This is a genomic window from Bacteroidota bacterium, assembly GCA_018692315.1.
Classification (GTDB): Bacteria; Bacteroidota; Bacteroidia; order Bacteroidales; family JABHKC01; genus JABHKC01.
Map to the genome: position 1 here is coordinate 1 of JABHKC010000088.1, position 23,973 is coordinate 23,973.

The 23,973-nt window shown below is 32.2% G+C and carries 21 protein-coding genes; 9 read left to right on the forward strand and 12 right to left on the reverse strand.

Annotated features, from left to right (window positions below):
• The first annotated feature begins 214 nt into the window (after positions 1–214).
• Both HN894_06880 and HN894_06885 read left to right on the forward strand, forming a co-directional pair.
• Complete coding sequence (locus HN894_06880) at positions 215–751, forward strand: DUF1697 domain-containing protein (GenBank protein MBT7143046.1); 537 nt, start codon at positions 215–217, stop codon at positions 749–751.
• 22 nt (positions 752–773) lie between these two features.
• Positions 774–1,541 (forward strand): TIGR02757 family protein, encoded by a 768-nt coding sequence (locus HN894_06885; GenBank protein ID MBT7143047.1) that lies wholly within the window; start codon positions 774–776, stop codon positions 1,539–1,541.
• Positions 1,542–1,805: 264 nt separating this feature from the next.
• Here HN894_06885 and HN894_06890 read toward each other — a convergent pair whose 3' ends face one another.
• The 12 genes from HN894_06890 to HN894_06945 all read right to left on the reverse strand — a co-directional run bounded on the left by HN894_06890 (position 1,806) and on the right by HN894_06945 (position 15,413).
• Positions 1,806–2,927, reverse strand: a complete 1,122-nt coding sequence (locus tag HN894_06890) for a hypothetical protein (protein MBT7143048.1) — start codon at positions 2,925–2,927, stop codon at positions 1,806–1,808.
• Between the two features lie 56 nt (positions 2,928–2,983).
• On the reverse strand, positions 2,984–4,003 hold the full coding sequence (locus HN894_06895) for a family 10 glycosylhydrolase (GenBank protein ID MBT7143049.1): 1,020 nt from the start codon (positions 4,001–4,003) through the stop codon (positions 2,984–2,986).
• A 124-nt stretch (positions 4,004–4,127) separates the two neighbouring features.
• Positions 4,128–4,592: a pyridoxamine 5'-phosphate oxidase family protein gene (locus tag HN894_06900; GenBank protein ID MBT7143050.1), complete on the reverse strand. Its 465-nt coding sequence runs from the start codon at positions 4,590–4,592 to the stop codon at positions 4,128–4,130.
• A 223-nt stretch (positions 4,593–4,815) separates the two neighbouring features.
• The gene (locus tag HN894_06905; protein MBT7143051.1) at positions 4,816–5,172 is read right to left on the reverse strand and encodes a hypothetical protein; all 357 of its coding nucleotides are present in this window, start codon (positions 5,170–5,172) and stop codon (positions 4,816–4,818) included.
• A 150-nt stretch (positions 5,173–5,322) separates the two neighbouring features.
• Positions 5,323–7,197, reverse strand: coding sequence for a T9SS type A sorting domain-containing protein (locus tag HN894_06910; protein MBT7143052.1), 1,875 nt, complete (start codon positions 7,195–7,197; stop codon positions 5,323–5,325).
• A gap of 638 nt (positions 7,198–7,835) precedes the next feature.
• Positions 7,836–8,867 (reverse strand): tRNA 2-selenouridine(34) synthase MnmH, encoded by a 1,032-nt coding sequence (gene mnmH, locus HN894_06915; protein MBT7143053.1) that lies wholly within the window; start codon positions 8,865–8,867, stop codon positions 7,836–7,838.
• A gap of 64 nt (positions 8,868–8,931) precedes the next feature.
• Positions 8,932–10,887, reverse strand: a complete 1,956-nt coding sequence (locus tag HN894_06920; GenBank protein MBT7143054.1) for a tetratricopeptide repeat protein — start codon at positions 10,885–10,887, stop codon at positions 8,932–8,934.
• A 119-nt stretch (positions 10,888–11,006) separates the two neighbouring features.
• Complete coding sequence (locus tag HN894_06925; protein MBT7143055.1) at positions 11,007–11,981, reverse strand: polyprenyl synthetase family protein; 975 nt, start codon at positions 11,979–11,981, stop codon at positions 11,007–11,009.
• A gap of 111 nt (positions 11,982–12,092) precedes the next feature.
• A complete protein-coding gene (gene rfbB, locus HN894_06930; GenBank protein MBT7143056.1) occupies positions 12,093–13,148 on the reverse strand; it encodes a dTDP-glucose 4,6-dehydratase in 1,056 nt (351 codons plus the stop codon).
• Positions 13,149–13,167: 19 nt separating this feature from the next.
• On the reverse strand, positions 13,168–14,199 hold the full coding sequence (gene galE, locus HN894_06935) for a UDP-glucose 4-epimerase GalE (GenBank protein ID MBT7143057.1): 1,032 nt from the start codon (positions 14,197–14,199) through the stop codon (positions 13,168–13,170).
• An 82-nt stretch (positions 14,200–14,281) separates the two neighbouring features.
• The gene (locus HN894_06940) at positions 14,282–14,692 is read right to left on the reverse strand and encodes a hypothetical protein (protein MBT7143058.1); all 411 of its coding nucleotides are present in this window, start codon (positions 14,690–14,692) and stop codon (positions 14,282–14,284) included.
• Positions 14,693–14,783: 91 nt separating this feature from the next.
• Positions 14,784–15,413 (reverse strand): orotate phosphoribosyltransferase, encoded by a 630-nt coding sequence (locus HN894_06945; GenBank protein ID MBT7143059.1) that lies wholly within the window; start codon positions 15,411–15,413, stop codon positions 14,784–14,786.
• A gap of 1 nt (position 15,414) precedes the next feature.
• Here HN894_06945 and HN894_06950 point away from each other — a divergent pair, with 1 nt between their 5' ends.
• From HN894_06950 to HN894_06980, 7 genes are all read left to right on the forward strand, one after another.
• Complete coding sequence (locus HN894_06950; protein MBT7143060.1) at positions 15,415–16,026, forward strand: NUDIX domain-containing protein; 612 nt, start codon at positions 15,415–15,417, stop codon at positions 16,024–16,026.
• A gap of 220 nt (positions 16,027–16,246) precedes the next feature.
• Complete coding sequence (locus HN894_06955) at positions 16,247–18,268, forward strand: OmpA family protein (protein MBT7143061.1); 2,022 nt, start codon at positions 16,247–16,249, stop codon at positions 18,266–18,268.
• A gap of 122 nt (positions 18,269–18,390) precedes the next feature.
• Positions 18,391–19,563: a phosphoribosylformylglycinamidine cyclo-ligase gene (locus tag HN894_06960; protein MBT7143062.1), complete on the forward strand. Its 1,173-nt coding sequence runs from the start codon at positions 18,391–18,393 to the stop codon at positions 19,561–19,563.
• A gap of 108 nt (positions 19,564–19,671) precedes the next feature.
• Positions 19,672–20,748 (forward strand): peptide chain release factor 1, encoded by a 1,077-nt coding sequence (prfA, locus tag HN894_06965; GenBank protein MBT7143063.1) that lies wholly within the window; start codon positions 19,672–19,674, stop codon positions 20,746–20,748.
• A gap of 222 nt (positions 20,749–20,970) precedes the next feature.
• Positions 20,971–21,786, forward strand: a complete 816-nt coding sequence (pyrF, locus tag HN894_06970) for an orotidine-5'-phosphate decarboxylase (protein ID MBT7143064.1) — start codon at positions 20,971–20,973, stop codon at positions 21,784–21,786.
• A 10-nt stretch (positions 21,787–21,796) separates the two neighbouring features.
• Entirely contained in the window at positions 21,797–22,156 is a 360-nt protein-coding gene (locus HN894_06975) for a hypothetical protein (protein ID MBT7143065.1), read from the forward strand.
• A 682-nt stretch (positions 22,157–22,838) separates the two neighbouring features.
• Positions 22,839–23,921, forward strand: coding sequence for a ketoacyl-ACP synthase III (locus HN894_06980; protein ID MBT7143066.1), 1,083 nt, complete (start codon positions 22,839–22,841; stop codon positions 23,919–23,921).
• Positions 23,922–23,973: the final 52 nt, after the last annotated feature.

A 23,973-nucleotide genomic window follows, 5' to 3' on the forward strand; every position in this document is an offset into this window, starting at 1 on the left:
GCACATCATCTTTGACCGTCCTCAATTTTTATTCCATCAAAATAGCTCGCTATTACTCAAAAATAAAAATCTGTGGTAGTTCAAATCTGACACACATTTTGAACTTTCGAGACGAAAATTTATGAATTATTCAGGTTAGAATTGTTATTCAAAATATATTAGTAATGAATATATTGGTGTACCCATGAGCATTTGCTAATTAAAATTTACTAATATGAAATACATTTCAATATTAAGAGGGATAAATGTTGGTGGGAGAAGAAAAATCTTAATGGCTGATTTAAGAGCCCTTTACAAAGATTTAGGATTTTCGAATGTCGCCACATATATTCAAAGTGGGAATGTAGTTTTTAGCACCAATCAAAAACAAGAAGGTTTGGCAGATAAAATTTCAAATCAAATTTTCGAAAGATTTGGTTTTAATCTACCTGTAATTATTAGAACTAATGAAGAGCTTGAGAAGGCAATTGATAATAATCCATATCTGAAATTAGAAAATGTAAAAATAGAAAATCTTTGTTTGACCTTTTTGTCAGACGTTCCACAAGCCAACTTGCTTGAAAAATTGAAAGAAATAAGTTATCCTCCTGACCAATTTCAAGTAATTGAAAACAATATATTTATCTATTTTTCAGGAAAATATAGTGATACTAAACTAACAAACAAATTTTTTGAAGACAAATTGAAAATCTCGGCAACTTCAAGAAATTGGAAAACTGTTAATAGATTATTAGAATTAGCAAAATTATAACTCATTCATTTACTGAAATATGATTTCACAAACTGAACTAAAAGAATTTCTCGACGAAAAATATTATCAATATAATGTGCCCGAATTTATTGAAAGCGATCCCATTCAAATTCCGCATATGTTTTCAAAAAAAGAAAATATCGAAATTTCTGCATTCCTAACGTCAACTATTGCATGGGGGCAACGAAAAACTATTATTAAAAACGCAAAGTTCCTTCTTAATTTAATGGATAACAGCCCTTTTGATTTTGTTTTGAATGTTACGGAAAAAGAATTGAAAATTTTTGAGAATTTCAAACATCGAACTTTTAATGGTGAAGATTGCATGTATTTCATCAAATCGCTTCAAAATATATATAAAAATCACGGTGGTTTACAAAATGTTTTCTATAAGGCATATTCTCAAAACCAGGAAATAAAAGATAGTTTGTTATATTTCAGGCAAGTTTTTTTTCAATTAAATCATCCGAAACGAACAACAAAACACATCTCAAATATCGAAAAAAAATCAGCCGCAAAAAGACTTAACTTATTTCTAATGTGGATGATAAGAAACGACAATCGAGCTGTTCATTTTGAACTTTGGGAGAATTTTTCGCCATCGAAATTATATATCCCATTAGATGTTCACTGTGGAAATATTGGTAGAAAACTGAACTTACTTCACAGGAAACAAAACGATTGGTTAGCTGTTTCAGAACTCACAAACAAACTAAAGGAGTTCGATGATCAAGATCCTGTAAAATACGATTTTGCTTTGTTTGGTATTGGCGTGAATGATGATTTGTAGAAAGAACGCTTGGCATTAGATAGACACAAAAAATCAAAATTGTTTTAAAACTCCATTTACTTTGGCAAAGTTTAGAAACTTAGGCATTGCTATGAAATAACTTGCCCATTCAAGCTTGCTCTTTTGCACGCAAACTTCGTTAAAAATACTCGCCGTAGCTATGGCTATGCCTGTGTTTTTTGCCTTGTTATCGTACAAAATAACTTCGCTTGCATGGTCAACTTATTTCGTAGCAAAGCCTTAGTGAAATTTACCTCCTGATTTTCAGGTCTTTTTTATAAACATAAACATTCGCTTTGGCTTAGAACTGTTCAAATACTTTTCAACAAAATCTTTTTCTCGCTCCATGTTTGAAATTAGTTTAGGCATCCTTTTTCTTGAATCTGAAATTAGTTTATTCAAGTCTTTATTGTTCGACACTAAAGTTTGAAACATTTTGTCTGCAGCATAAATACTTGTCTCAATATCTGAAATCATTTTTTTTAATGTGCTGTCGGGCAATTTTGTTTTCAGAAATTGTTTGTTTTTATAAGAAATATACAGATTGTAGATATCTATTCCATAGTTTAAAGTATCAATTGCAATATTGTATTTTGTGTTTTCAATTTGAAAATAATTTTCATCTATCTGAATTTTAATTAATTCATTGATAATTCCGGATTGTATAATTCGCTTGTTCGATTGTTCCAAAGCCGCAACCACATCAAGTTGTTCATGTTTTGTTATTGAGTCCTTGTATTCAAAACTACCCGATTGTTCAATCTTTGAGAAATCCTGATTGTAAAAATCTTGATGGTTAATCGGATTTTCTAAAAACTGCCAAATTGGGTCGAAAGGAATATGTGTTTTTACAAATATTTTTGGCTCTATCAAGAAGTACTCATCGCAAAATTTATGTATAAATCTGTCATTTTGTTCATATCCTGCTGCCCAGGTTACATCAATATTGTAATATTTGGAATCGATTAGTATAGCATTCCAAACATGACTCAAATTTATTATTTTTCCATCTGTATTTCTGGCATATCCTCGAATCACATATGATTTTATCTGCTGAACCACACACATTGCATGAAAAATTTCAGAATAATGCTGACAAATTCCTTGTCTGTTTTCAAGAGCCTCATCAATTATTTCACTTTTGGAAAAGTATCTGCGAACTATGTTTTTTTGCTTTAAATCGTATTTGATGTTATGGGCTATCCATACATAAAAAGCTCGGGTTTTATCTTTGTCGGAATAGAGATTTTCTGATAAATAAGTAGATATTTCTTCTATAGTTTGCAAAGAATCAGGCACAGACTTCGACCTACCGTCGATTTCCGAATTGCAAATTCCTGCTGTCGGTAAAAGAATTACAATAAGAAATAATATTTTAGTTTTCATTTCTGTGAAAATTTAAAATTTCAATTGAAGCAAAAAAATATTTAAATACCAACAATTTATTCATTATTAAATTCATTTTTTAGTTCAATAACAACATTTTTCTGATTATCCGTAAGGTTATCTGCGGTAAAAAATGAAATTCCTTTTGCACCGTTTTCCTTTGCTAGAATTATTGCATTCCTTAAATCTGATGGTTCTCTCAATGCAGAAACATATAATCCCGAAAATATTGGAAAATCCACATCGTTCACACCCTGCCTCGTGGCAAATCCTATCCAATTTATATTTTCATTATAGAAATTTTGATAAAGCATTGGAAATGCAGCATCTAAATCCCAATCGTTCCAAGCCTGTCGTACCATTTGACGCGACATTTCCGGAAATGGGAAAACTGCCGCAGTCATTTTGGTGTCGTTGCTGTGGGCTATATTAACCAGATCGTTTACTAAAGTTGTAATTGCATTAAGCCTGTATTGTCGCCACTCTGTACTTAATTCAGGATTTTTAAAATCAATTGGATCTTTGCCAAAAATCTTTTTAAACCCTTCTCGTGCAATAGGATGATAGCCAAAATCATATTCAGGCATTTCATGATCTTGAATCAAGCCATATTTTGGTTGCAAATCGGCACCAAGAATTACATCTACATAACGCACATAATCTAAATGAATAGATGCCAGTCCTTTAACTTTTGTTAGCTTTCTTACAATATTTTTAATATGATTGCATGCGTCCGGATGAAATGGACTTAACCACTGATAATAATCGACATAGGCTCTATACTCTAATGAATTTTGCCCAAGTCTATTGACTGCATACCACTCTGGATGTTTTTTTGCGATTGAATCGTTCGGTCTGTTTAGTGTCCACATCCAAGCATGGATTTTTATGTTTTTTTCATTGGCATATGGCAATAACTTATTAAAAAATTCGGGACTTCCGCTAAGCAATATTTCAGATATTCCCAATTCTCGATAATAGTTTAACTTATCAATCCAAATTTCTTTTTCAAAAGTTTTTCCACCATGGGCCCAAGCAGCAAAAATGAATTTTTCGGAAGTTTCTTTAGTGCTCAATTGAGAAATTTCGCTGGACTCTTTGCAAGAAAAAAATGTAAATGCTAAAATAATAACCAAAAAATATTTCATTGTCAGAAATCTAAATTTTCATATAAGAATTAGTTGATAGTTTTGCTTGGCTTCACCCTTTTGTTTTTCCGGTCATTTCTACAATTGTTAATTTCAGCACACAAGTTCTGTTCAAAATTCTACTCTCGAACGAAAAATCGGATTTGTTAGTGTAATGTTCCATAATCATATTCAACCCGTAATTTCTTTCCTTTTCATCCTGAACAATTGAAATATTTCCATTTCCAACAATGCTTTTAAAATTCATGGTGCATTGGCAGGCAGAATCAGAAATTATTAATTTGTGAGCAGTGTCAATTTGGAAGCAAACATTATTGTTTTTAGAAATCACATCAAGTTTTCTGCCCTTTTTTGCCGTGTGAAAATATATTGATTTTTTCTCTACTGAATATCCAAAATTCATTGCAACAATATATGGCAAATTTCCATCGCACAAAGCAATTCTACAAATATCAGCATCTTGAAAAACCTGACTAAATTCAGCAGAACTATCAAAATTCTTTTCTTTTTGTTTCATTATAAAATTCCTGTTTATAATTAAAATTTTGTCAAAAATATAAATATTGCTGATTATTTTGAATATACTTCGTTCCTCTAAGAAAACTCCATTTTATTCAAATGGCTTTAAGAAAACGGCAAGAACAAGGCTTGTGAAGAATTTGGAACTCAGGAGTTTACTTTTGTAAATGACTGATTCAAAATTCAAGCATAACGCAGTTATTGTCGTTTTCTTAGAGCCACTACTTCAAATAAAAAATCTCTGCCAAAGTAATTACAATCAATGATGTAATCATACTTATCATCATCATCACAAAAAAATCGGATAAGTAATGTTCATAAATCATAAACAACATACACATATAGAAAAGAAAACAGCCAACAATACTGACTAAATATTGCTTCTTTTCATTAAAATAAAATCTGGCTGCGGCAATTGAAACTAATGGCACCAAAAAAAACCAAAAGACTATGACACTTATAACATTCCACCCAAACAACAAAGAATAAGGCACAAGCACAGCTGATAATGAAGCTATTACTACAAATATTGAAATAATTATGTTCGCTCTGATTTTTTGAAAATTTAAGGTTTTCATAATTTAAATATTTTTAGTTCGGGTATAAATTTCTTAAATTAAAATACAAAACCAAATCCTCATTTTTGAAATATGCCAAAAAAAAGCTCAATTGTAAATCATACAATTGAGCTTTAAAACTGCAAAAAGTTTTATAGAATCTGAAAAAAACTATTTGATAAGAAGTTTTTTAGTTTGCTTGTTATCGCCTGCTATTAAGGTATATGAATAAATACCACTTTGCAAATTGCTAAGGTCAATTGAAATTCTATGTTTTCCTCCGGTTTTTTCACCAAGCTCAAAAGTTTTTACTTTTTTTCCGGCTATATCGAAAATACTCAAGTTCACATCGCATGAATTTGAAATACAAAATGATATTTCAGTTTCGCCTGAACATGGATTTGGAGTATTTTGATTGAGCACAAATTCTTGATTTTGCAAATCTGCAACACTTGATGTTTCCGGTGGTATTCCAAAATTTAAACGAATCATAGGCAGATCATCAGTAATATAACCCCAATCGCCATCAGACACTAAATAAATATATGCAGTTTGCGGAATATGAGAGAAAGAATTGTCGCTTCCTACATAAAAATCCGGGCCATAAGTTTCTATACCAACATTAATTAATCCGACTCGAAGATATTCGCTTTGAGCATCGAATTCGAATGGAATATCTATCCATCTTCCTATATCGGTGGCTGAAATTACATATTCGTCCGAGGTGAGCATGGTTGGCCAATTCTCGGTTTCCGGATCCCATATTTTTGCAATAATAGTAGATCCTTCCTGAGTATCTTCATGTACAAAAACTGAAACCGAAGCAGCAGCGGTGCTTTCATCGAGAGGGTCACCTGCCACCGAAATATAATATCTTACGCACCAGGCATCTCCATCGCCAGAGTTTGCTGTTTCTGAAATATAAGTGCCAGTGTATGCTCCGGTTGGGCTGGCAGGATCAGTATCGCGGGCAAATACAGAATCGGTAATTTCAAATTCGATCTCACCAAAATTATCTTCAATAACTAATTCCGTGTCATCGAAAACCAGCTCATGATAACTGGTATATTCACCTATTTCGCTTGGGAAAAATGCCGGTTCAATTAGTTTTGAAGTATCTAATGTCATCGACAAAAGATTTAAAGTATCACCAAAAGAAGTAAAAATAGTATCGTTTTGTTTGGCTACATCAATTTTTACAGAAACATTTTGAGTTGTTGCACCAATATTTGTAGCAACTCCCTGAAACATAATTCCATTATTATCTTCTATTGCTTCCGAGATTTGGCGTAGTGGAATTTTTGTGATCAAGCCAAAATTTGTATAAAAAAAGCTCGGAACTACTTCTTTCATATAGATGTTAACATCTGGCGTTTCAAACACTTCAATATTGTCGATGGAACAATCTGCGGCATCCGTGCCAAAATATTGAAATCCAATTCGTATTCCTTGTCCGGAATATGAACTTAAATCCAGAACTGCTGTTTTCCATTCCCAATTGTCCCAGGGCCAGCAAAAGGCTGCGCTACACATTTCTTCATTATCTTCAATCCAAATAGCATCTGTCCATGTAAGACCACTATCTAATGTAATTTTCACCATCAAATCTGCATTATCATTGGGTTCTAACAACCAATAATAACTGGTGTTAAAATCGAATTTCATTGTGATTGCCTGAGCCGGAAGTACAATTGTTGGAGTAATAATCCATTCGTCTTGTGCTGGCGGAGGAACAACATCATCCCAATTTACTGTTGCTGATGGAGTAGGATTACCGTATTGACTGGATTGTACCCAATTTTTATTAGGACTTGTATTGACAAAAGTCCAGTCGGCCGGCGGCCATGTATCGAAACTTTCTGACAAAAGAGTGGTGGTTGTACTTTTTATATACTTTGTATCGGTTCTGCATGGTACATTGTCAGCACTTCGGCTGGCCATATCAGTTTCATCAAATTTACTTTTCTTCGATTTATTTGTGTAAGATTGCGCAAATGAGCTAATGCCAATTGCTATTAAAAATGTTAAGATGATTAATTTTTTCATATCTTTGTTATGTAAAATAATTTATTAATAGATTATTTGAAAAAGTAGGGGGATAGTTGGTGAGAGTTTTATTATGAGTTGAGTTGCCAGCTACCCCCTACAAAATGATTTTTATAATTTAGTATCCGTGTTATTAAATACTATTGGTTGCCATGAGTTAATAATTATTATATAAAAATCATTAGTATATTATGAATGTTATTTTCTTCAATTCTCAATAAAAATTAAAGAATATAACTGTTATAAAAATTTTTAAAACTACGGAGGTTTGAATTTATCAACAAAAGAATTGTCTTCAATTAATAAAATGGAAATTTGTGAATTATTATAATAAATGATTGTGGGTCTTTTTTTAAAGCATCTATTTATTCGCAATTTTTGTCTCATATTTTAATCCCATAAAGCAATATTTTTTAAAGCACAAAATCTTTCAATACATATGCCATAGTCCGTAAAACTCGTGAACTCAAAAGAATACAACACAAATTTCAAAATAAAAAATTAATAATTGTACATATCTGAACAGTTCGATGTACTATTTTGAACACTATGAGGGGGATGCCATAATCAAATGGCGATATTTGAATTTTATTCTACAAGAAAATGTCTAATAATCTTGCTTCAAGAAAAATTGCAATTCACAAATACATTTTCTCTTTTGCAAAATCCAGAACAATTTCAACATTTTTCTCAATCTTTTCATCGATTAGTTTCAATGAAAACATTGTATCGGTATTTCTTTGAGATAAACCAAAGTTGTAGGCTTTATCGTAATAATTTAAAACTAAATTAACTAAAGTATAAAAATCGTTTTTTTCAAGCGCCTCAATAGCCCTTTTTGTATTTAAACCACCGAGTCGTTTTTCAATTTTTAAAATTGAAGACAAAATGATTTTCTTATCGAAATCAGCATATTCTTCAATCAATTTGTCAATCCTTTTTTCTATTGGCACAGAAATTTTAAGTACCGGACTATTTCTCATCTGTTTATATAATTCGTTCGGTATGCGTGCTTTACCTATGGTTGCACTTTCGTCCTCGAACCAAATTGGCTTTGAAAAATCGAATTTTTGCCATTTCTCAAAAAGAAGATTTTCGAAATATTCTACCGTTGGTTGCTCTTCTTTACCAATTGAACCAAAAGCCGATCCTTTATGATTTGCGAGTAGTTCGAGGTCGAGAATCTGGTGCCCTTTTTCTTCTATTTTTCTCAAAATTTCCGATTTTCTACTTCCGGTCATTCCGCCTAAAACTATTATTTTCGCTTTTCTGCAGAAGCTCGACAAAACAAAATTTCTAAATCTTTTATAACCTCCGTCAAGAACTAAAATTTCATAACCTACTTGACTGAAAAGCCATGCCATACTTTCACTTCTTTTTCCGCCACGCCAACAATGTAGTAGAACTTTTTTCTGTTTTGTTACTTTTTTTAATTTGTTGATATAGACAGTCAATTTAGGCCCAACCATTTCGAGTCCCAGCAAAGTAGCTTTTTCATTGCCCGACTCTTTATATTTTTTTCCGATTTGCTCTCTTTCTGAGTTTGTAAACAACGGAATGTTTATAGCATTCGGAATATGTCCTTTTTCGAATTCCACTGGAGATCGAACGTCAATCACAGGGTGCTTTTCCGAAAGTTTCAAGAATTCATCAATTTCAATTTTTGTCATTTTGTTTTATTTGTTGGAAGCTTCCCATAATAGTTAATACAGAATTAGGCTGAAAATTAAGCACTTACTTGCAATATTTTTGAATTTCCCTACTTGCTTCGGCAAAACCCAGACTTTGTGCTTTATAATAGTCTTTGCAAGCATCGTCTTTTTTCCCAATTTTTATTTTCGACATTCCTCTTAGGAAATATGCTGTGCCATCTTTGGGGTTCAGTTCAATTGTTTTCGAGAAATCGCTTATTGCAGCATTGTCGTTTCCTTCAATAGTAAAGGCTATTCCGCGATTTGCATACGCTTCGGAATAATCTGGCTTGAGCAATATTGCATTATCGTAATCGCTCATTGCAGCTTCCAGATTTTGCAGATTTAAATATACATTTGCTCTGTTCGAATATGCTTGAGCATAATCTGGTTTCAGCTCAATTGCTTTATTATAGTCTTCGAGAGCTTGCGAAAACTTTGCCAAATCTAAAAAAGCTCCTCCCCTATTATAATATGCTTTTTCTTGATTTGGTTTTAGTTTGAGAGATTTGTTATAATCCTTAACAGCCCCTATCAAATCACCAGTTTCTTTTCTTGCAGTAGCCCTGTTTAAATAAGCCTGCGCTTGGTCTGGTTTATGTGCAAGTGCTTGATTATAATCTTTTATTGCAGATTGATATTTTTTTATTTTGTATTTCGCATTTCCACGATTTATCCATGCAATTGGAGCTTCGGTATGTTTTGATAGAACATCATCCCAAAGGGTCATGCTATTTTCCCAAACTTTTGTTCTATTAAAAGTTAAAACTGAAAGTATTAAAATATATAAAGAAATTATTGCTATGCCAAATTTTCTGAAATTTCGATATTTTTGATTTATTTGATGGAAAAAAAATCCAACAAGAAAAAAGTAACCGATGGATGGAATATATGTATATCTGTCGGCAAACATGGCACTTCCTACCGGAATTATTTGCATAACAAAGATGATATTTGCTAAAAAAAACAAAATTCCAAAACGACCAAAATGCGAGCGTTTAATTGTCAAAATCAATCCTACAGAAAGAGCAATAAAGATTATCAAAAAGAAGTAGAATTTTGCAGGAATTGCACCTCCAATTTTGATTGGATATGGATAAATTGCCGACAAATTTACTGGCATCAACAACTTGAAATGATATTGACAAAAACCGTAGCACGCAAATAAAATCCTTTCATAAAACTTAAAAACGCTGCCATCTGCAATAGCATCACCTGTTTGCTGGGCATGTAGTGCAACAATTCCGAAAATTAATGACAGGATAAAATATGGTATTTTTTCAAGTAATACTTTTTTGCTTAGAATTTTGCGTTTCAAAACCAAATCGATGGCTATCAGGCTGAGTGCAAGCGAAACAGCCATTCCTTTAGACAACAAGGACAGAATGAAAAAAAGAAGGGAAAATATGTAATTTTTATTCTTTTTGCTTTTTACAAATTTTAAATACTGAATTATTGAAGCCAAAAAAAACATAGAATACAACAAGTCTTTCCTTTCAGAAATCCACGAAACAGACTCTACATGAAGTGTATGTACAGCAAATAAGGCAGCAGTGATTAATGCAATTTCAGTTTTGTTAGACAAACCAATAATTTCCAAAATCAAAAATATCATCCAAAAAACCAAGACGATATTTATAAGATGCAACAAAACATTTACAAAATGAAAAACAAAAGGATTTTGTCCGGCTATTTGAAAATCAAGAGATAAGGATAAAAGCGTGAGTGGATGATAGTTACTAATAAAATACTCAGTGAAAATTGTTTTAACATTTTCAAAAGAAAGATTATGAATTAGTTGATTTTCGGTAATATAACCCCCATCGTCCCAATTCGTAAAATCGCTGGTGAACGTTGGAAAGTAAACCATAATTGTCAATAAAAGAATTGCAATCAAAAGAAATTTTTTGTTTTTACTTTCTACCTGAATTTTGGTTTGAACTTTAGATTTATTTTTTGGAATTTTGTTAGCCAATGATTTTTTATATTTTTTTTTCATGCCAAAAAATGTTTTGCAAAATTATTAAGCACTGAATACCAACAAACTACACTTCATTTTCGATTGTCAGTTTTGTTGGATGTGATTACATAGAAGTAAAAAAATCAATCAAAAATAAGCTATATTTTTCGTTCAGTAGTGTATTCAACAAGCTCGGAAAGCGATTGTTTAGCCTTGCTATCAGGAAATTCCGATAAAATATCCAAAGCTTTTTGTTTATATTCTATCATTTTTGTGTGAGAATAATCTATGCCTCCATTTTTTGTAACAAAGTCTATAACTTCTTTTACTTTTTTTGAATTATTATTATGTCGATTTATAATGCGCAAATATTTTTTCTTGTCGGAAGACGAAACATTGTTCAAAACATGAATCAAAGGAAGCGTAAGTTTTTTTTCTTTAATATCGTTTCCGGTAGGTTTTCCTATCAAATTTTTAGACTGATAATCAAAAATATCGTCTTTTATCTGGAATGCAATGCCAACATATTTTCCAAAAAGCATCATTCTTTCGACTGTCTTGTCGTCAGCTCCAGCAGATTTTGCACCGGCACCACAACATGAAGAAATTAGTGTAGCCGTTTTTTTTCTGATTATTTCAAAATAAACCTCCTCAGTAATATTAAGTTTGCGAGATTTTTCGATTTGCAACAATTCTCCTTCGCTCATTTCTTGCACCGAGTCCGACACAATTTTCAGCAAATCGAATTCTTTTTCTTCAACAGCAAGTAAAAGTCCTTTTGCAAGTAAAAAATCGCCTGTAAGAACAGCAATTTTATTTTTCCAAAGAGCATTTATTGAGAAAAAACCACGTCTTTCGTAAGCCTCATCTACAACGTCGTCGTGTATGAGTGTAGCTGTATGTAGCAGTTCAATCATCGCAGCCGCAGTATGGCTCGAACGATTTGTTTCTCCATGAAGTTTTGCCGAAAGGAAAACAAACGCAGGTCGCATTTGTTTTCCTTTACGGCGAATTATATAGTTTGTAATTAAGCCAAACAGAGGAACTTTACTTTTCAATTGTTTCCTGAAATATGGCTCAAATTTTACCATTTCATCAGCAATGGTAGCTGTAATTTTATCTATTGCAGACATATTTTATTGTGCTCCGACCAACAATAAAAGCTAATTAACTTAGCCGGTACTTTTTATAAAAAGATTTGAAAAATTTTGAATAATTAGATTTTAATTGCAGTCAAAAACAGATTAACGATTTTTGTACATATCATCATAATATTTTTCGTAATCGCCAGAAATAATACTATTCAACCATTTTTCATTGGCAAGATACCAATCTACTGTTTTTTCGATACCTTCCTCAAATTGCAGCGATGGTTCCCAGCCGAGGTCGTTTTTAAGTTTTGTAGAGTCAATTGCATAGCGCATATCATGCCCGGCACGGTCGGTTACAAAAGTTATTAGCTTAGCTGAAGTTCCGGCTTGGCGACTAAGTTTTTTGTCCATTACTTCACAAAGTTTCTTTATCAAACTAATATTTGTCCATTCGTTGTTGCCACCAATATTGTATGTTTCACTATCTTTTCCTTCATGGAAAATAATGTCGATTGCTGTTGCATGATCTTCAACAAAAAGCCAATCGCGAATGTTTTCGCCTTTTCCATAAATTGGTACCGGCTTATTATTTTTGATATTATTTATTGCAAGTGGGATTAACTTTTCAGGAAACTGATTTGCTCCGTAATTGTTTGAGCAATTTGATATTACTGCAGGAATTTTAAATGTATGATTATAGGCACGCACCAAATGGTCTGAACTTGCTTTTGAAGCTGAATAAGGACTTTTTGGGTCGTAAGGAGTTGTTTCAACAAAAAAGCCTTCGCTTCCGAGCGAACCATATACTTCATCAGTTGAAACATGATAAAATCTTTTATTCTCGAAATTGTTCATCCAGACTTTCCTAGCAGAATTCAACAGATTTACTGTTCCTACAATATTTGTATGAATAAATTCCAATGGATTTGAAATTGATCTGTCAACATGCGATTCGGCGGCAAGATGAATTACTGAATCAAATTTATATTTTCCAAATAGAAAATCTATCAAGCCAGCATTATTAATATCGGCTTTCACAAATTCGTAATTTGGCTTTTGGTCTATATCTTTAAGATTTTCAAGATTTCCGGCATATGTTAAAGCATCTAAATTAATGATTTTATAATTTGGGTATTTGTTAACAAATAATCGAACTACGTGCGAACCAATAAATCCAGCACCACCGGTTATTAGAATAGTTTTGTTCATCCTTGTAATTTTTTATAGTTTAATTTTTATTTTTCCTAATATTTTGTTCCCATTTCCATGCCGAAAGCATTGTATCGTCCAGATTTGTTTCTGCTTGCCAGCCAAGTTCTTCGTTTGCAAATCGGGTATCGGCAAACACTGCTGTTACATCGCCAGCTCGCCGCGGCACTATCTTATAATTTAAGTTTTGTTTTGCAACTTTTTCAAACGATTTGATAACTTCAAACACCGATGAACCTTTTCCGGTTCCAAGATTAAAATATTCAAAATCAAGTTTATTTTTTTCTCCGACCAATCGCTGGATAGCAATAACATGTGCTTTTGCTAAATCTACAACATTAATATAATCTCGAATGCAAGAGCCATCAGGCGTATCATAATCGTCGCCAAAAACACTAAGTTGTTCTCTTAATCCGATTGCTGTTTGTGTAATAAACGGAACCAAATTGTTTGGAACTCCAATTGGCAATTCTCCAATGTGTGCCGTAGGATGAGCCCCAATAGGATTAAAATATCGTAGTGCTATTGCCTTAATTTTCTTTGAAGCTATTATAGAATCTTGAATTATCTCTTCAGAAATTTGTTTAGTATTTCCGTAAGGAGAATTTGCTTTAACGATTGGAGCTTCCTCGTTTACAGGCAATTTTTCGGGCTGACCGTAAACTGTACAAGACGATGAAAAAACAAAATTGCTAATATTGAATCTAATCATAGCATCGAGCAAATTGATAAGCGAAGCTAAATTATTGTGGTAGTATTTCAAAGGCTCGGCAACCGATTCTCCAACGGCTTTATAGGCTGCAAAATGCACTATTGCTTCAATATTCTGATATTTTGAAAAGAAATCATCTACTTTACTTTTTTCAGCCAAATCGAATTGCTCAAAAGCTGGACGAACTTTAGAAATTTTTTCAATCCCATCTAAAACTTCAATTTGCGAATTCGACAAATTGTCAACAATAATTACTTCAAAACCACTATTTTGTAATTCAACAACAGTATGTGAACCAATATATCCTGTGCCTCCGGTAACTAATATTTGTTTTTTCATATTTATATTCTTTAATTTCTAATAACAAACTGCTAAAAATAATCTATTTTAATGAAAATTGAATCATAATTAAATTGTTTCTCTAATTAATTTGATTAAACCCCTCAGCAACTCTATCCGATAATGTGTTCATAAAATCTTTGAGCTTACTGCCAAAAGCCATTTTTAACATAGGATTTAATGTAATATCGAGAGTAAATTTCATGCGAGTATCAAATTCTGAAATTTGTTTCAATTGAATCCAAAATTTAAAATCGTATTTTGTATTCGAATCCGGAACTATTTTTATTAAAGAAAACTCCTTTTTCTCAAGCATTTTCATTGAAATAAATCCAATCATATTTATTTCAAAGGAGCAAGTATCTTCGGTTGATTGCCAATTTTTTACATCCGATGGCAACATTGATTTCAAATTATTGAAGTTCGACAATTTACTATAAATCAGGCTTGCAGGCTGATTTATTCTTGATTGATGACTTTCGTATCTTGTCATATTTTTATTGATTTTTGAAGATTTTTTATTGTCCCGATAGCCATCAGGATTTTATGGATTATATATTTATTATTAATTCACAATTAAAAAGCTACTGCCATTCAGAAGGATTATTTCTCCATTCTTTCAATGTTTCAATCTGATTTTCAGAAATAAATTCAGTTTCTAAAGCTGTATCAATCATTGCATTGTAGTTGCATAAAGTAGTCAATTGGCAATTAGAATTTAAGAAATTTTGTTTTGCAATTTCAAAACCATATGAAAAAATTGCTAATAATCCTAAAATCTCGCAACCAGCTTTTCTCAGAGCTTCCACAGCTTTTAGGCTACTACCTCCGGTCGATATCAAATCCTCTATCACCACAACCTTCTGTCCTTCAACTATATGCCCCTCGACAAGATTTTCTAAACCATGTTTTTTGGTTGAAGACCGGACATAAACAAAAGGCAAATTCAAATAATCTGCTACTAAAGCCCCGGTTGCTATTGCCCCGGTTGCGACTCCTGCAATCACATCAGCATCAGGATATTTTTCAGAAATAATCTTTGCGAATTGCTCTTTAATTAAATTTCTTGTACTTGTAAAAGATAAAGTTTTTCGGTTGTCGCAATAAATTGGCGATTTCCAGCCCGATGCCCAAATAAAAGGGTTTGAAGGTTGCAATTTTATTGCTTTAATTTGCAATAAATGTTCAGCAATTTGTTTTTCTAAATTTTCCATAATGCAAAAGTATAAAGTTTTTTTTAACAGTAGAATCGTTTATTTAAGCCAAACCAAACTTAAAAACATTGATCAATATTACAAATTCGAAAACAAAGAGAAACTATTCGAAGAAATAGAAATATTCATTTTAAATGAAAAAATGAATTCCTTGAATGTTATCGGCAACGATTTAGAAAACCTTTTTGAGAATTTTAAATCATATTTTTCAGAAATCGAAGCTGCCGGAGGTATAGTCAAAAATGAAAAAGACGAAATTCTTTTCATTTTCAGATTAGCAAAATGGGATCTTCCGAAAGGAAAAATTGAAAATAATGAAACTCCTGAACGTGCCGCTATTCGTGAAGTTGAAGAAGAATGCGGAATTTCAAATCTCCGAATAAGCTCTAAATTACAAAACAGTTATCATATATATTTCCTGAAAGCTAAGTACATTTTAAAAAAAACATACTGGTTTGAAATGGAATATTCTGGCAATGAAAACTTAATCCCGCAAACTGAAGAAGACATCACAGATGCACGCTGGTTCAACAAAAAAATGACGCAGACAGTTTTAGACAACACTTATGATTCCTTAATAGACATAATAAAAGAGGCTACAAAAGGCAAATAAGCTGAAAATTAAATCTAAAACCAAAAAAGTTATTTCACAAATGGTAACTACACCGGAAAAACAAAAATAGAGCTTTGAACGAAAATAAAATATCAGGCTAAAAAACTGACCGATAAAATTAATAATAGGAAGAATATACTAAACAATCAAAATATTGATTTTATAAAATGAAAACTTTTGTACTTTTGCAAAAAAATTTTGTTGATTAATTTTTAAAACTATGAGAAACAGTAAAGCATTGATTATAGGAACATTAATAATATTGTTTTCACTTAATCTGTATTCACAAAAAAGAGAATTAGAAAAAGCCGATCAGGCATACTCTATTCGGGAATTTGATGCAGCAAAAGATATTTATATAAAAGTGTACGGAAAACTTCAAAGCGACAAGGTAAAAAAGGCTGAAGTTACTTTTAAAATTGCCGAATGTTATCGTTATACAGGAATATCAAAAAAAGCAGAATCATGGTATAAAAAAGCAATTAAGAGAAAATATCCCGATCCGGTAATTTATATGTATTACGCAGATATGCTTCGCATGAACGAAAAATATGAGGAAGCAGTTGTTCAGTATAAAATTTACAAAGAGAAAGTTCCTGACGACGAACGAGGAGCATATGGAGAACAGGCTTGTGAACTTTCAGCCGAATGGAAAAATAATCCAACCCGTCATATTGTCGAAAACATGGCTTTTTTTAATACCAAAGAAGGTGATTTTAGTCCCACTTTTGCAAAAAAAGATTTTAAAATTGTATATTTTACATCTTCACGGCAAGGCTCTACCGGCGAAAAAATCAGTAAACTTACCGGACAATATTATACCGACCTATACCAAACTGCACTCGACAGGAAAGGAAAATGGAGTATCCCAACTCCTCTCGTAGAAACTATAAATTCTGAATACGACGAAGGAGCTTCCTCACTAAACAAAAAAGCAAACACATTGTTTTTTACCCGTTGCCGCTTTGAAAAAAATAAAAAACTTGGCTGTCAAATTTATTCTGCCAAAAAGAAAGGTGTAAATTGGGATGTTCCTACATTATTAAATATTGCTCCCGATAGTGTCGATGTGAAACACCCATCGCTATCTGCAGACGAAACAACATTGTATTTCACAGCAACCATGCCCGGAGGATATGGAGGCAGAGATATTTGGATGGCAAAAAGAGAAAAAAAGAATAAACCTTTTAGCGAACCAATAAATTTGGGACCGGAAATCAACACCAAAGGAAACGAAGCTTTTCCATATATTCATTCAAATGGGAACCTATATTTTTCGTCCGATTATCATCTCGGAATGGGTGGACTTGATATTTTTGTTGCAGAAAAAGGAGAAGATGAAAAATGGAAAATATCAAATCTACAATATCCTATAAATTCTGCAAAAGACGATTTTGGAGCAATTTATGAAGGAACTAAAGATAAAGGATTTTTCACATCGAATCGTAGAGGTGGAAAAGGTGGAGACGACATATATTCATTTATGCTTCCACCAAAACTTTTTTCTATTGAAGGTTTTGTGAAAAATGAAAAAACCGATGGAGTAATTTTGGGCTCGAAAGTAAAAATTATGGGCGATGACGGTTTTACACTCGAAATGAAAACAGAAGCAGATGGTTCATTCAAATTTAAGCTTAAACCTGAAGTTGACTATGTGATTACTGCACAAATGGAAGGATATTTATTGGGGAAAATTAACGAATCGACAAAAGGTCTTGACGAAAATAAAGATTTTTATGCAAATTTTACACTTTCTCCTATAGTGAAATTTACGGAAATTCCCCTTCCAAATATCGAATACGGTTATAATAAAGCAACACTCCGACCAGAATCTATGGTTGAATTAGATAAACTTGTTGAAACTATGGAAGATAATCCAACTATTACAATAGAATTAAATTCTCATACAGATTATATTGGTAGTGATGATGCCAATATAACTCTATCTAATAAGAGAGCTCAATCTGTAGTAAATTACTTGGTATCAAAAGGAATAGCTTCTGACAGAATGCAATCTAAAGGTTTTGGAGAATCGAGTCCAAAAACTGTAACCAAAGATGATGCTGTCATTTATCCTTTCCTAAAAGAAGGCGATATTTTAAGCGAAGAATTTATTAAATCTATCGAAACTGAGGAACAACAACTTGGTGCAAATCAGCTAAATAGAAGAACATCATTTAGCATTTTAACAACCGATTACATCCCAGCAAACCTTCCTCAAGAAAATATTGAAGAACAATAACTTATCAAGAAAAACAAGAATGAAAGATATTTGATAAGTATAAGAAACAATTGTTAATAAACTAATTACTAAAACGTTCCGATTCTATCAGGGACGTTTTTTTTTACAAAAAATTAAATAAAATGTCTTCAAAATCAAGATATGAAAACAGAGGGGTTTCGGCTTCAAAAGAAGATGTACATAATGCTATCAAAAAAATCGACAAAGGACTTTTTCCTAAAGCGTTTTGCAAAGTAATTCCGGACATTCTTGGTGGCGACCCCGATTACTGCAATATTATGCATGCCGATGGAGCCGGCACAAAATCTTCTCTGGCATATATTTATTGGAAAGAAACCGGAGACCTTTCTGTTTGGAAAGGAATTGCACAGGATGCAATTATTATGAATATTGACGATTTGCTATGCGTTGGAGCCACCGAAAATATTTTACTGTCTTCAACAATTGGAAGAAATAAAAACCTAATCTCGGGAGAAGTAATTTCTGAAATTATAAATGGAACCGAAGAAATTATTGAAGAGCTTAGAAAACTTAACATTTCAATTTTTTCAACAGGTGGCGAAACTGCAGATGTTGGCGATTTGGTTCGTACAATAATTGTTGATTCTACAGTAATTTGCCGAATGCCGAAAAAAGAAATTATTTCAAATGAAAAAATAGCTGATGGAGATGTGATTGTAGGATTTTCTTCGAGCGGACAAGCAAGCTACGAAAATGAGTATAATTCCGGAATGGGCAGCAATGGTTTAACTTCTGCAAGGCACGATGTTTTTTCAAAATTAGTTTCAAAGAAGTTTCCGGAGAGTTACGACCAGAATATTCCAGAAGATTTAGCATATTCCGGCAAATATTTTCTTACCGATGAAATTACTAAATTGGAGACAACTATCGGAAAATTAGTTCTTTCGCCAACTCGAACATATGCACCACTTATAAAATCTATTTTGAAAAAGCATAGACAAAATATTCACGGGATGATACATTGCTCGGGTGGAGCTCAAACAAAGATTTTAAACTTCGTTGAAAATTTGCATATAATTAAAAACAATATGTTTGAAATACCACCTCTTTTTGAAATTATTCAGCAACAATCTGAAACTGAGTGGAAAGAAATGTACAAAGTTTTCAATATGGGGCATAGATTTGAAATTTATTTACCAGAAAAATTTGCCAATGATATAATAGAAATTTCAAAATCATTTAATATCGATGCAAAAATTGTTGGGCACTGCGAAAAAAATGTGGGTAAAAAACTTTCCATCATTAGCGAAAAAGGAAAGTTTACATATACATAGGTAAAAGTTGAATAACAAATGTCAATAGTCTAAAAAATTCAGGAAATTGAAAATAGAACATTAATTGACAACAACTTAACTACACAAAATCTAATAAAAAATAAAGAAATGATAATTGAAAAACTCGAAGGAATAAAAACAAGATACGAAGAAGTTGAAGAGCTGATAAGTTCGCCGGAAATAATGCAGAATATGAAGAGATATATTCTGCTGAACAAAGAATTTAAGAGCCTAAAACCAATAATTAAAGCACACAAAGATTATAAAAACATTATTGACAATATCAGTTCCACCAAAAGTTTACTTTCGAAAGAAAAAGACGAGGAGATGCGAGAGATGGCAAAAATGGAGCTCGACGACCTACAAAAGAATAAAATAGTTCTTGAAGAAGAAATAAAAATTCTGCTATTGCCAGCCAATCCAGAAGATGACAAGAATGCTTTTCTGGAAATTCGTGCCGGAACAGGAGGAGACGAAGCAAGTATTTTTGCAGGAGATTTATACAGAATGTATGTGAAATATTGCGACTCGCGAAAATGGAAAATTGAGAATGTACGAATTTCAGAAGGAACAGTGGGCGGATATAAAGAAATTGTTTTGAAAATCACCGGCGAAGGTTCATACGGAATTTTAAAGTATGAATCCGGTGTCCATCGCGTTCAGCGAGTTCCAAAAACCGAGACCCAAGGCAGAGTTCATACATCTGCAGCTTCTGTAGCTGTTTTGCCCGAAGCCGACCAATTCGATGTCGTAATTAAACCAGAGGATATTCGTAAAGATACATATTGCTCATCAGGTCCCGGAGGACAGTCAGTAAACACCACATATTCAGCGGTTAGGCTAACTCATACTCCGAGCGGTATAGTTGTTACTTGTCAAGACCAGAAATCTCAATTAAAAAATCTTGACAAAGCAATGGCAGAACTTCGTACTCGATTATATAATGTTGAACATCAAAAGCATTTAGATAAAATTTCGTCGAAAAGAAAAACTATGGTTTCTACTGGCGATAGATCTGCAAAAATCAGAACATATAATTGGCCACAAGGGAGAGTTACCGACCATAGAATTAGCCTGACTATGTATAATTTACAAGCAATAGTAGATGGAGATATTCAGGAATTAATTGACAAACTTCAAGTTGCTGAAAATGCTGAAAGACTAAAAGATAGTGGCATCAGCTAATATACAAAATATCAATTAATGAAATTCAAATCGAAAAGTTATATAGTGCCTCTAAGAAAACAGTTCAAAAATAAATTATTTTATAAAAATTGCCTGTTTTCTTTGAACCACTATATAGGAAAATTTGTAGTTTTATAATTTAAAAGTTGCAATTTGTAAATTACTTGAAACTTTTTTAATAAAACTACATAGTAGTATTTCAATGAAAACTATTTATTTTTTATGAAAAGAGAAAATTTATATCGAAGCATTATTGCAAAAAAAAGTTTTTTGTGCATAGGATTAGATTCTGATGTAAATAAAATTCCAAAGCATCTATTGAAATTTTCCGACCCAATATTCGAATTTAATAAACAGATAATAGATGCTACTCACGATTTAGCTATAGCATACAAACCCAATATTGCATTTTATGAAAGTGAAGGATCGGCAGGCTGGGAAAGTCTTTCAAAAACAGCTTTCTATATAAAAAACAATTATCCGGAGATATTTTTAATTGCAGACGCAAAAAGAGGCGACATTGGAAATACATCGAAAATGTATGCAAAAGCATTCTTTGAAAATATGCCATTCGATGCAATTACTGTTGCTCCATATATGGGAAAAGATTCGATTCAACCTTTTTTGTCTTATGAAAATAAATGGGTAATTATTTTGGCACTCACCTCAAACTCAGGAGCTTTCGATTTTCAAATGTTAGACACAAATAATGAAAAATTATTTAATCAGGTTCTCTCAATTTCGAAAACATGGGGCTCTGAAGAAAATATTATGTATGTGGTTGGAGCAACAAAATCGGAACATTTAAAAACAATAAGAAAAAACATACCGGAGCATTTTTTATTGATTCCCGGAATTGGTGCTCAAGGCGGAAGTTTAGAAGCAGTGTTTGAAAATGGCAAAAATAAATCCTGTGGATTAATTGTAAACTCTTCAAGAAATATTATCTTTGCGAAAAGTGATGAAAATTTTGCCGAATTTGCGAGAGCAAATGCTTTGAAGGTGAAAAAGTTGATGGAAAATTTATTGTGTAATTAAAATTTTGTTGTTGCTTGCTATGTCAATTAAAGAAAAAGCACTGAATGAAATAGATGACCTACTTGCTGTTGGAAAGGATATGACATGTAGAGAAATTACTGATAATGAGTTTTACGAATATATGACAAAAGTAAATTCGTGCCGCGAACTCATTTCAAATATTCCACAAAACGGACTCAACACAATAAACACTAATGATATTTTCAGAAGTATCGACAAAGATATTAAGGAAATCGAAGATATAGAAGCTAAACAAAGCTGGTGGCAACTGTTCAAAAAAGAAAAAGACATTCACCGACCCAGAAAAAATATAATTTGGAATGCTAATCTAAAATTTGATGGAATTAAGTTTTTGCTCACCGGAAAATAAATTCAAATAAATATTTCCATAGAGAAGTATAATTTGCTGAACTTTAAATTTATTAGGACAAAAATATTTACAGGTCCAAGCTATTTGCCCGGAATAGATTTTTCAGACCACCTTAATTATTGGGGATTTGGTTATGACGCAATGATGATTACGGACACAGTCTTTTATAGGAATAATAATTATGGGAACATCTAAAAATGCAAATTTCTTCGTTGTTTCAAAATTTTAAAATCCTCATTTACAATGGTAAACTGCGGTTTTAAAATCTCTTACGTCTTGAAATTTGATATTTTTAGAAGTCCCCTTATCATAATAGAGGAGACAAATTGGATACTCTCGATATCAGAAGAATGGCAAATGTAATTGATAGTGTTTATTTTGTTTTGCTGGCTTTATAAATACTCACAACTAATTGCAAACATACGTACTACAGATTCTCCAAACGCACTTTTTACAAGACTTATAATTTAAAGGAATATTGGATTTCTTCTAAAATAGTTTTCCTTTGTAAATTTATTGCGTTTTGATGAATGGATTCTTAAGTACTTGATTGAAATATTAATATTGTTATGAAAATATCAGATGTATATTATTTAAATAAATATAGAAATCGAAACCTTTATCATTCAAAACAGACAATAATGGCTTAATAAAGCCAATTTATTAAATATTAACAACAAATATGAACAATAATATTTACAGTGTAATTACAGGTTCGGGAAATTATATACCACCAAAAACTATAAAAAATGAAGATTTTTTAAATAATGAATTTTACGAAGCTGATGGTAGTAAAATAGAAAAACCCACTCAGGAAATAATCGACAAATTTCTGCAAATTACAACCATTGCCGAGAGACGGTATGTTTCTGACGATTTATTAACTTCCGACATAGCTTATTTTTCAGCTATTGAAGCTATTAAATCTGCCGATATTGATAAAGAAGAATTAGATTATATTATTGTTGCTCACAATTTTGGCGATGTAAAAACCGAAAATAAAAGATTAGATATTGTACCAAGTATTGCGGCTCGGGTAAAACACAAATTAGAAATTGAAAACCCATATACCGTAGCATATGATATCCCTTTTGGCTGCCCGGGTTGGTTGCAAGGAATTATTCAGGCTAATTATTTTATTAAATCCGGCGATGCTAAAAAAATACTTGTAATTGGTGCAGATATTTTATCAAGAGTTTCTGACCCTCACGACCGAGACAGTATGTTGTATGCCGATGGTGCAGGGGCAACTATTTTAGAATCAAGAAAAAGCGAAAATCCAATTGGGATATTAGCTCACAAAACACGTTCCGATACCTTCTTGTACTCGAAAATGTTGTATATGGGCAAATCATATAATCCTGACATTGAAAATAAATATGATATTTATTTAAAAATGAATGGAAGAAAACTTTATCAATATGCTCTTGAACATGTTCCGCAAGCAATAAAAGATTGTCTTGAAAAATCCAACATTCATATTAGTGAGATAAAAAAAGTGCTTATCCACCAAGCAAATGGAAAAATGGACGATGCAATTTTAAAAAGACTTTATAAACTTTATGAAATTACTGATATTCCTGAAAATGTTATGCCAATGACAATTTCGTGGTTAGGAAATTCATCTGTTGCCACAGTACCAACTTTGTACGATTTGATTATAAAAGGAAATTTAGACCAGCATGAAATCAACAATGGTGATACTATTGTTTTTGCCTCAGTAGGTGCCGGCATGAATATTAATGTGATGATATATAAAGTCTAACTAAACCAAAATAGTTTTTAAATAAAAAAGGCACATAATTTAATTATGTGCC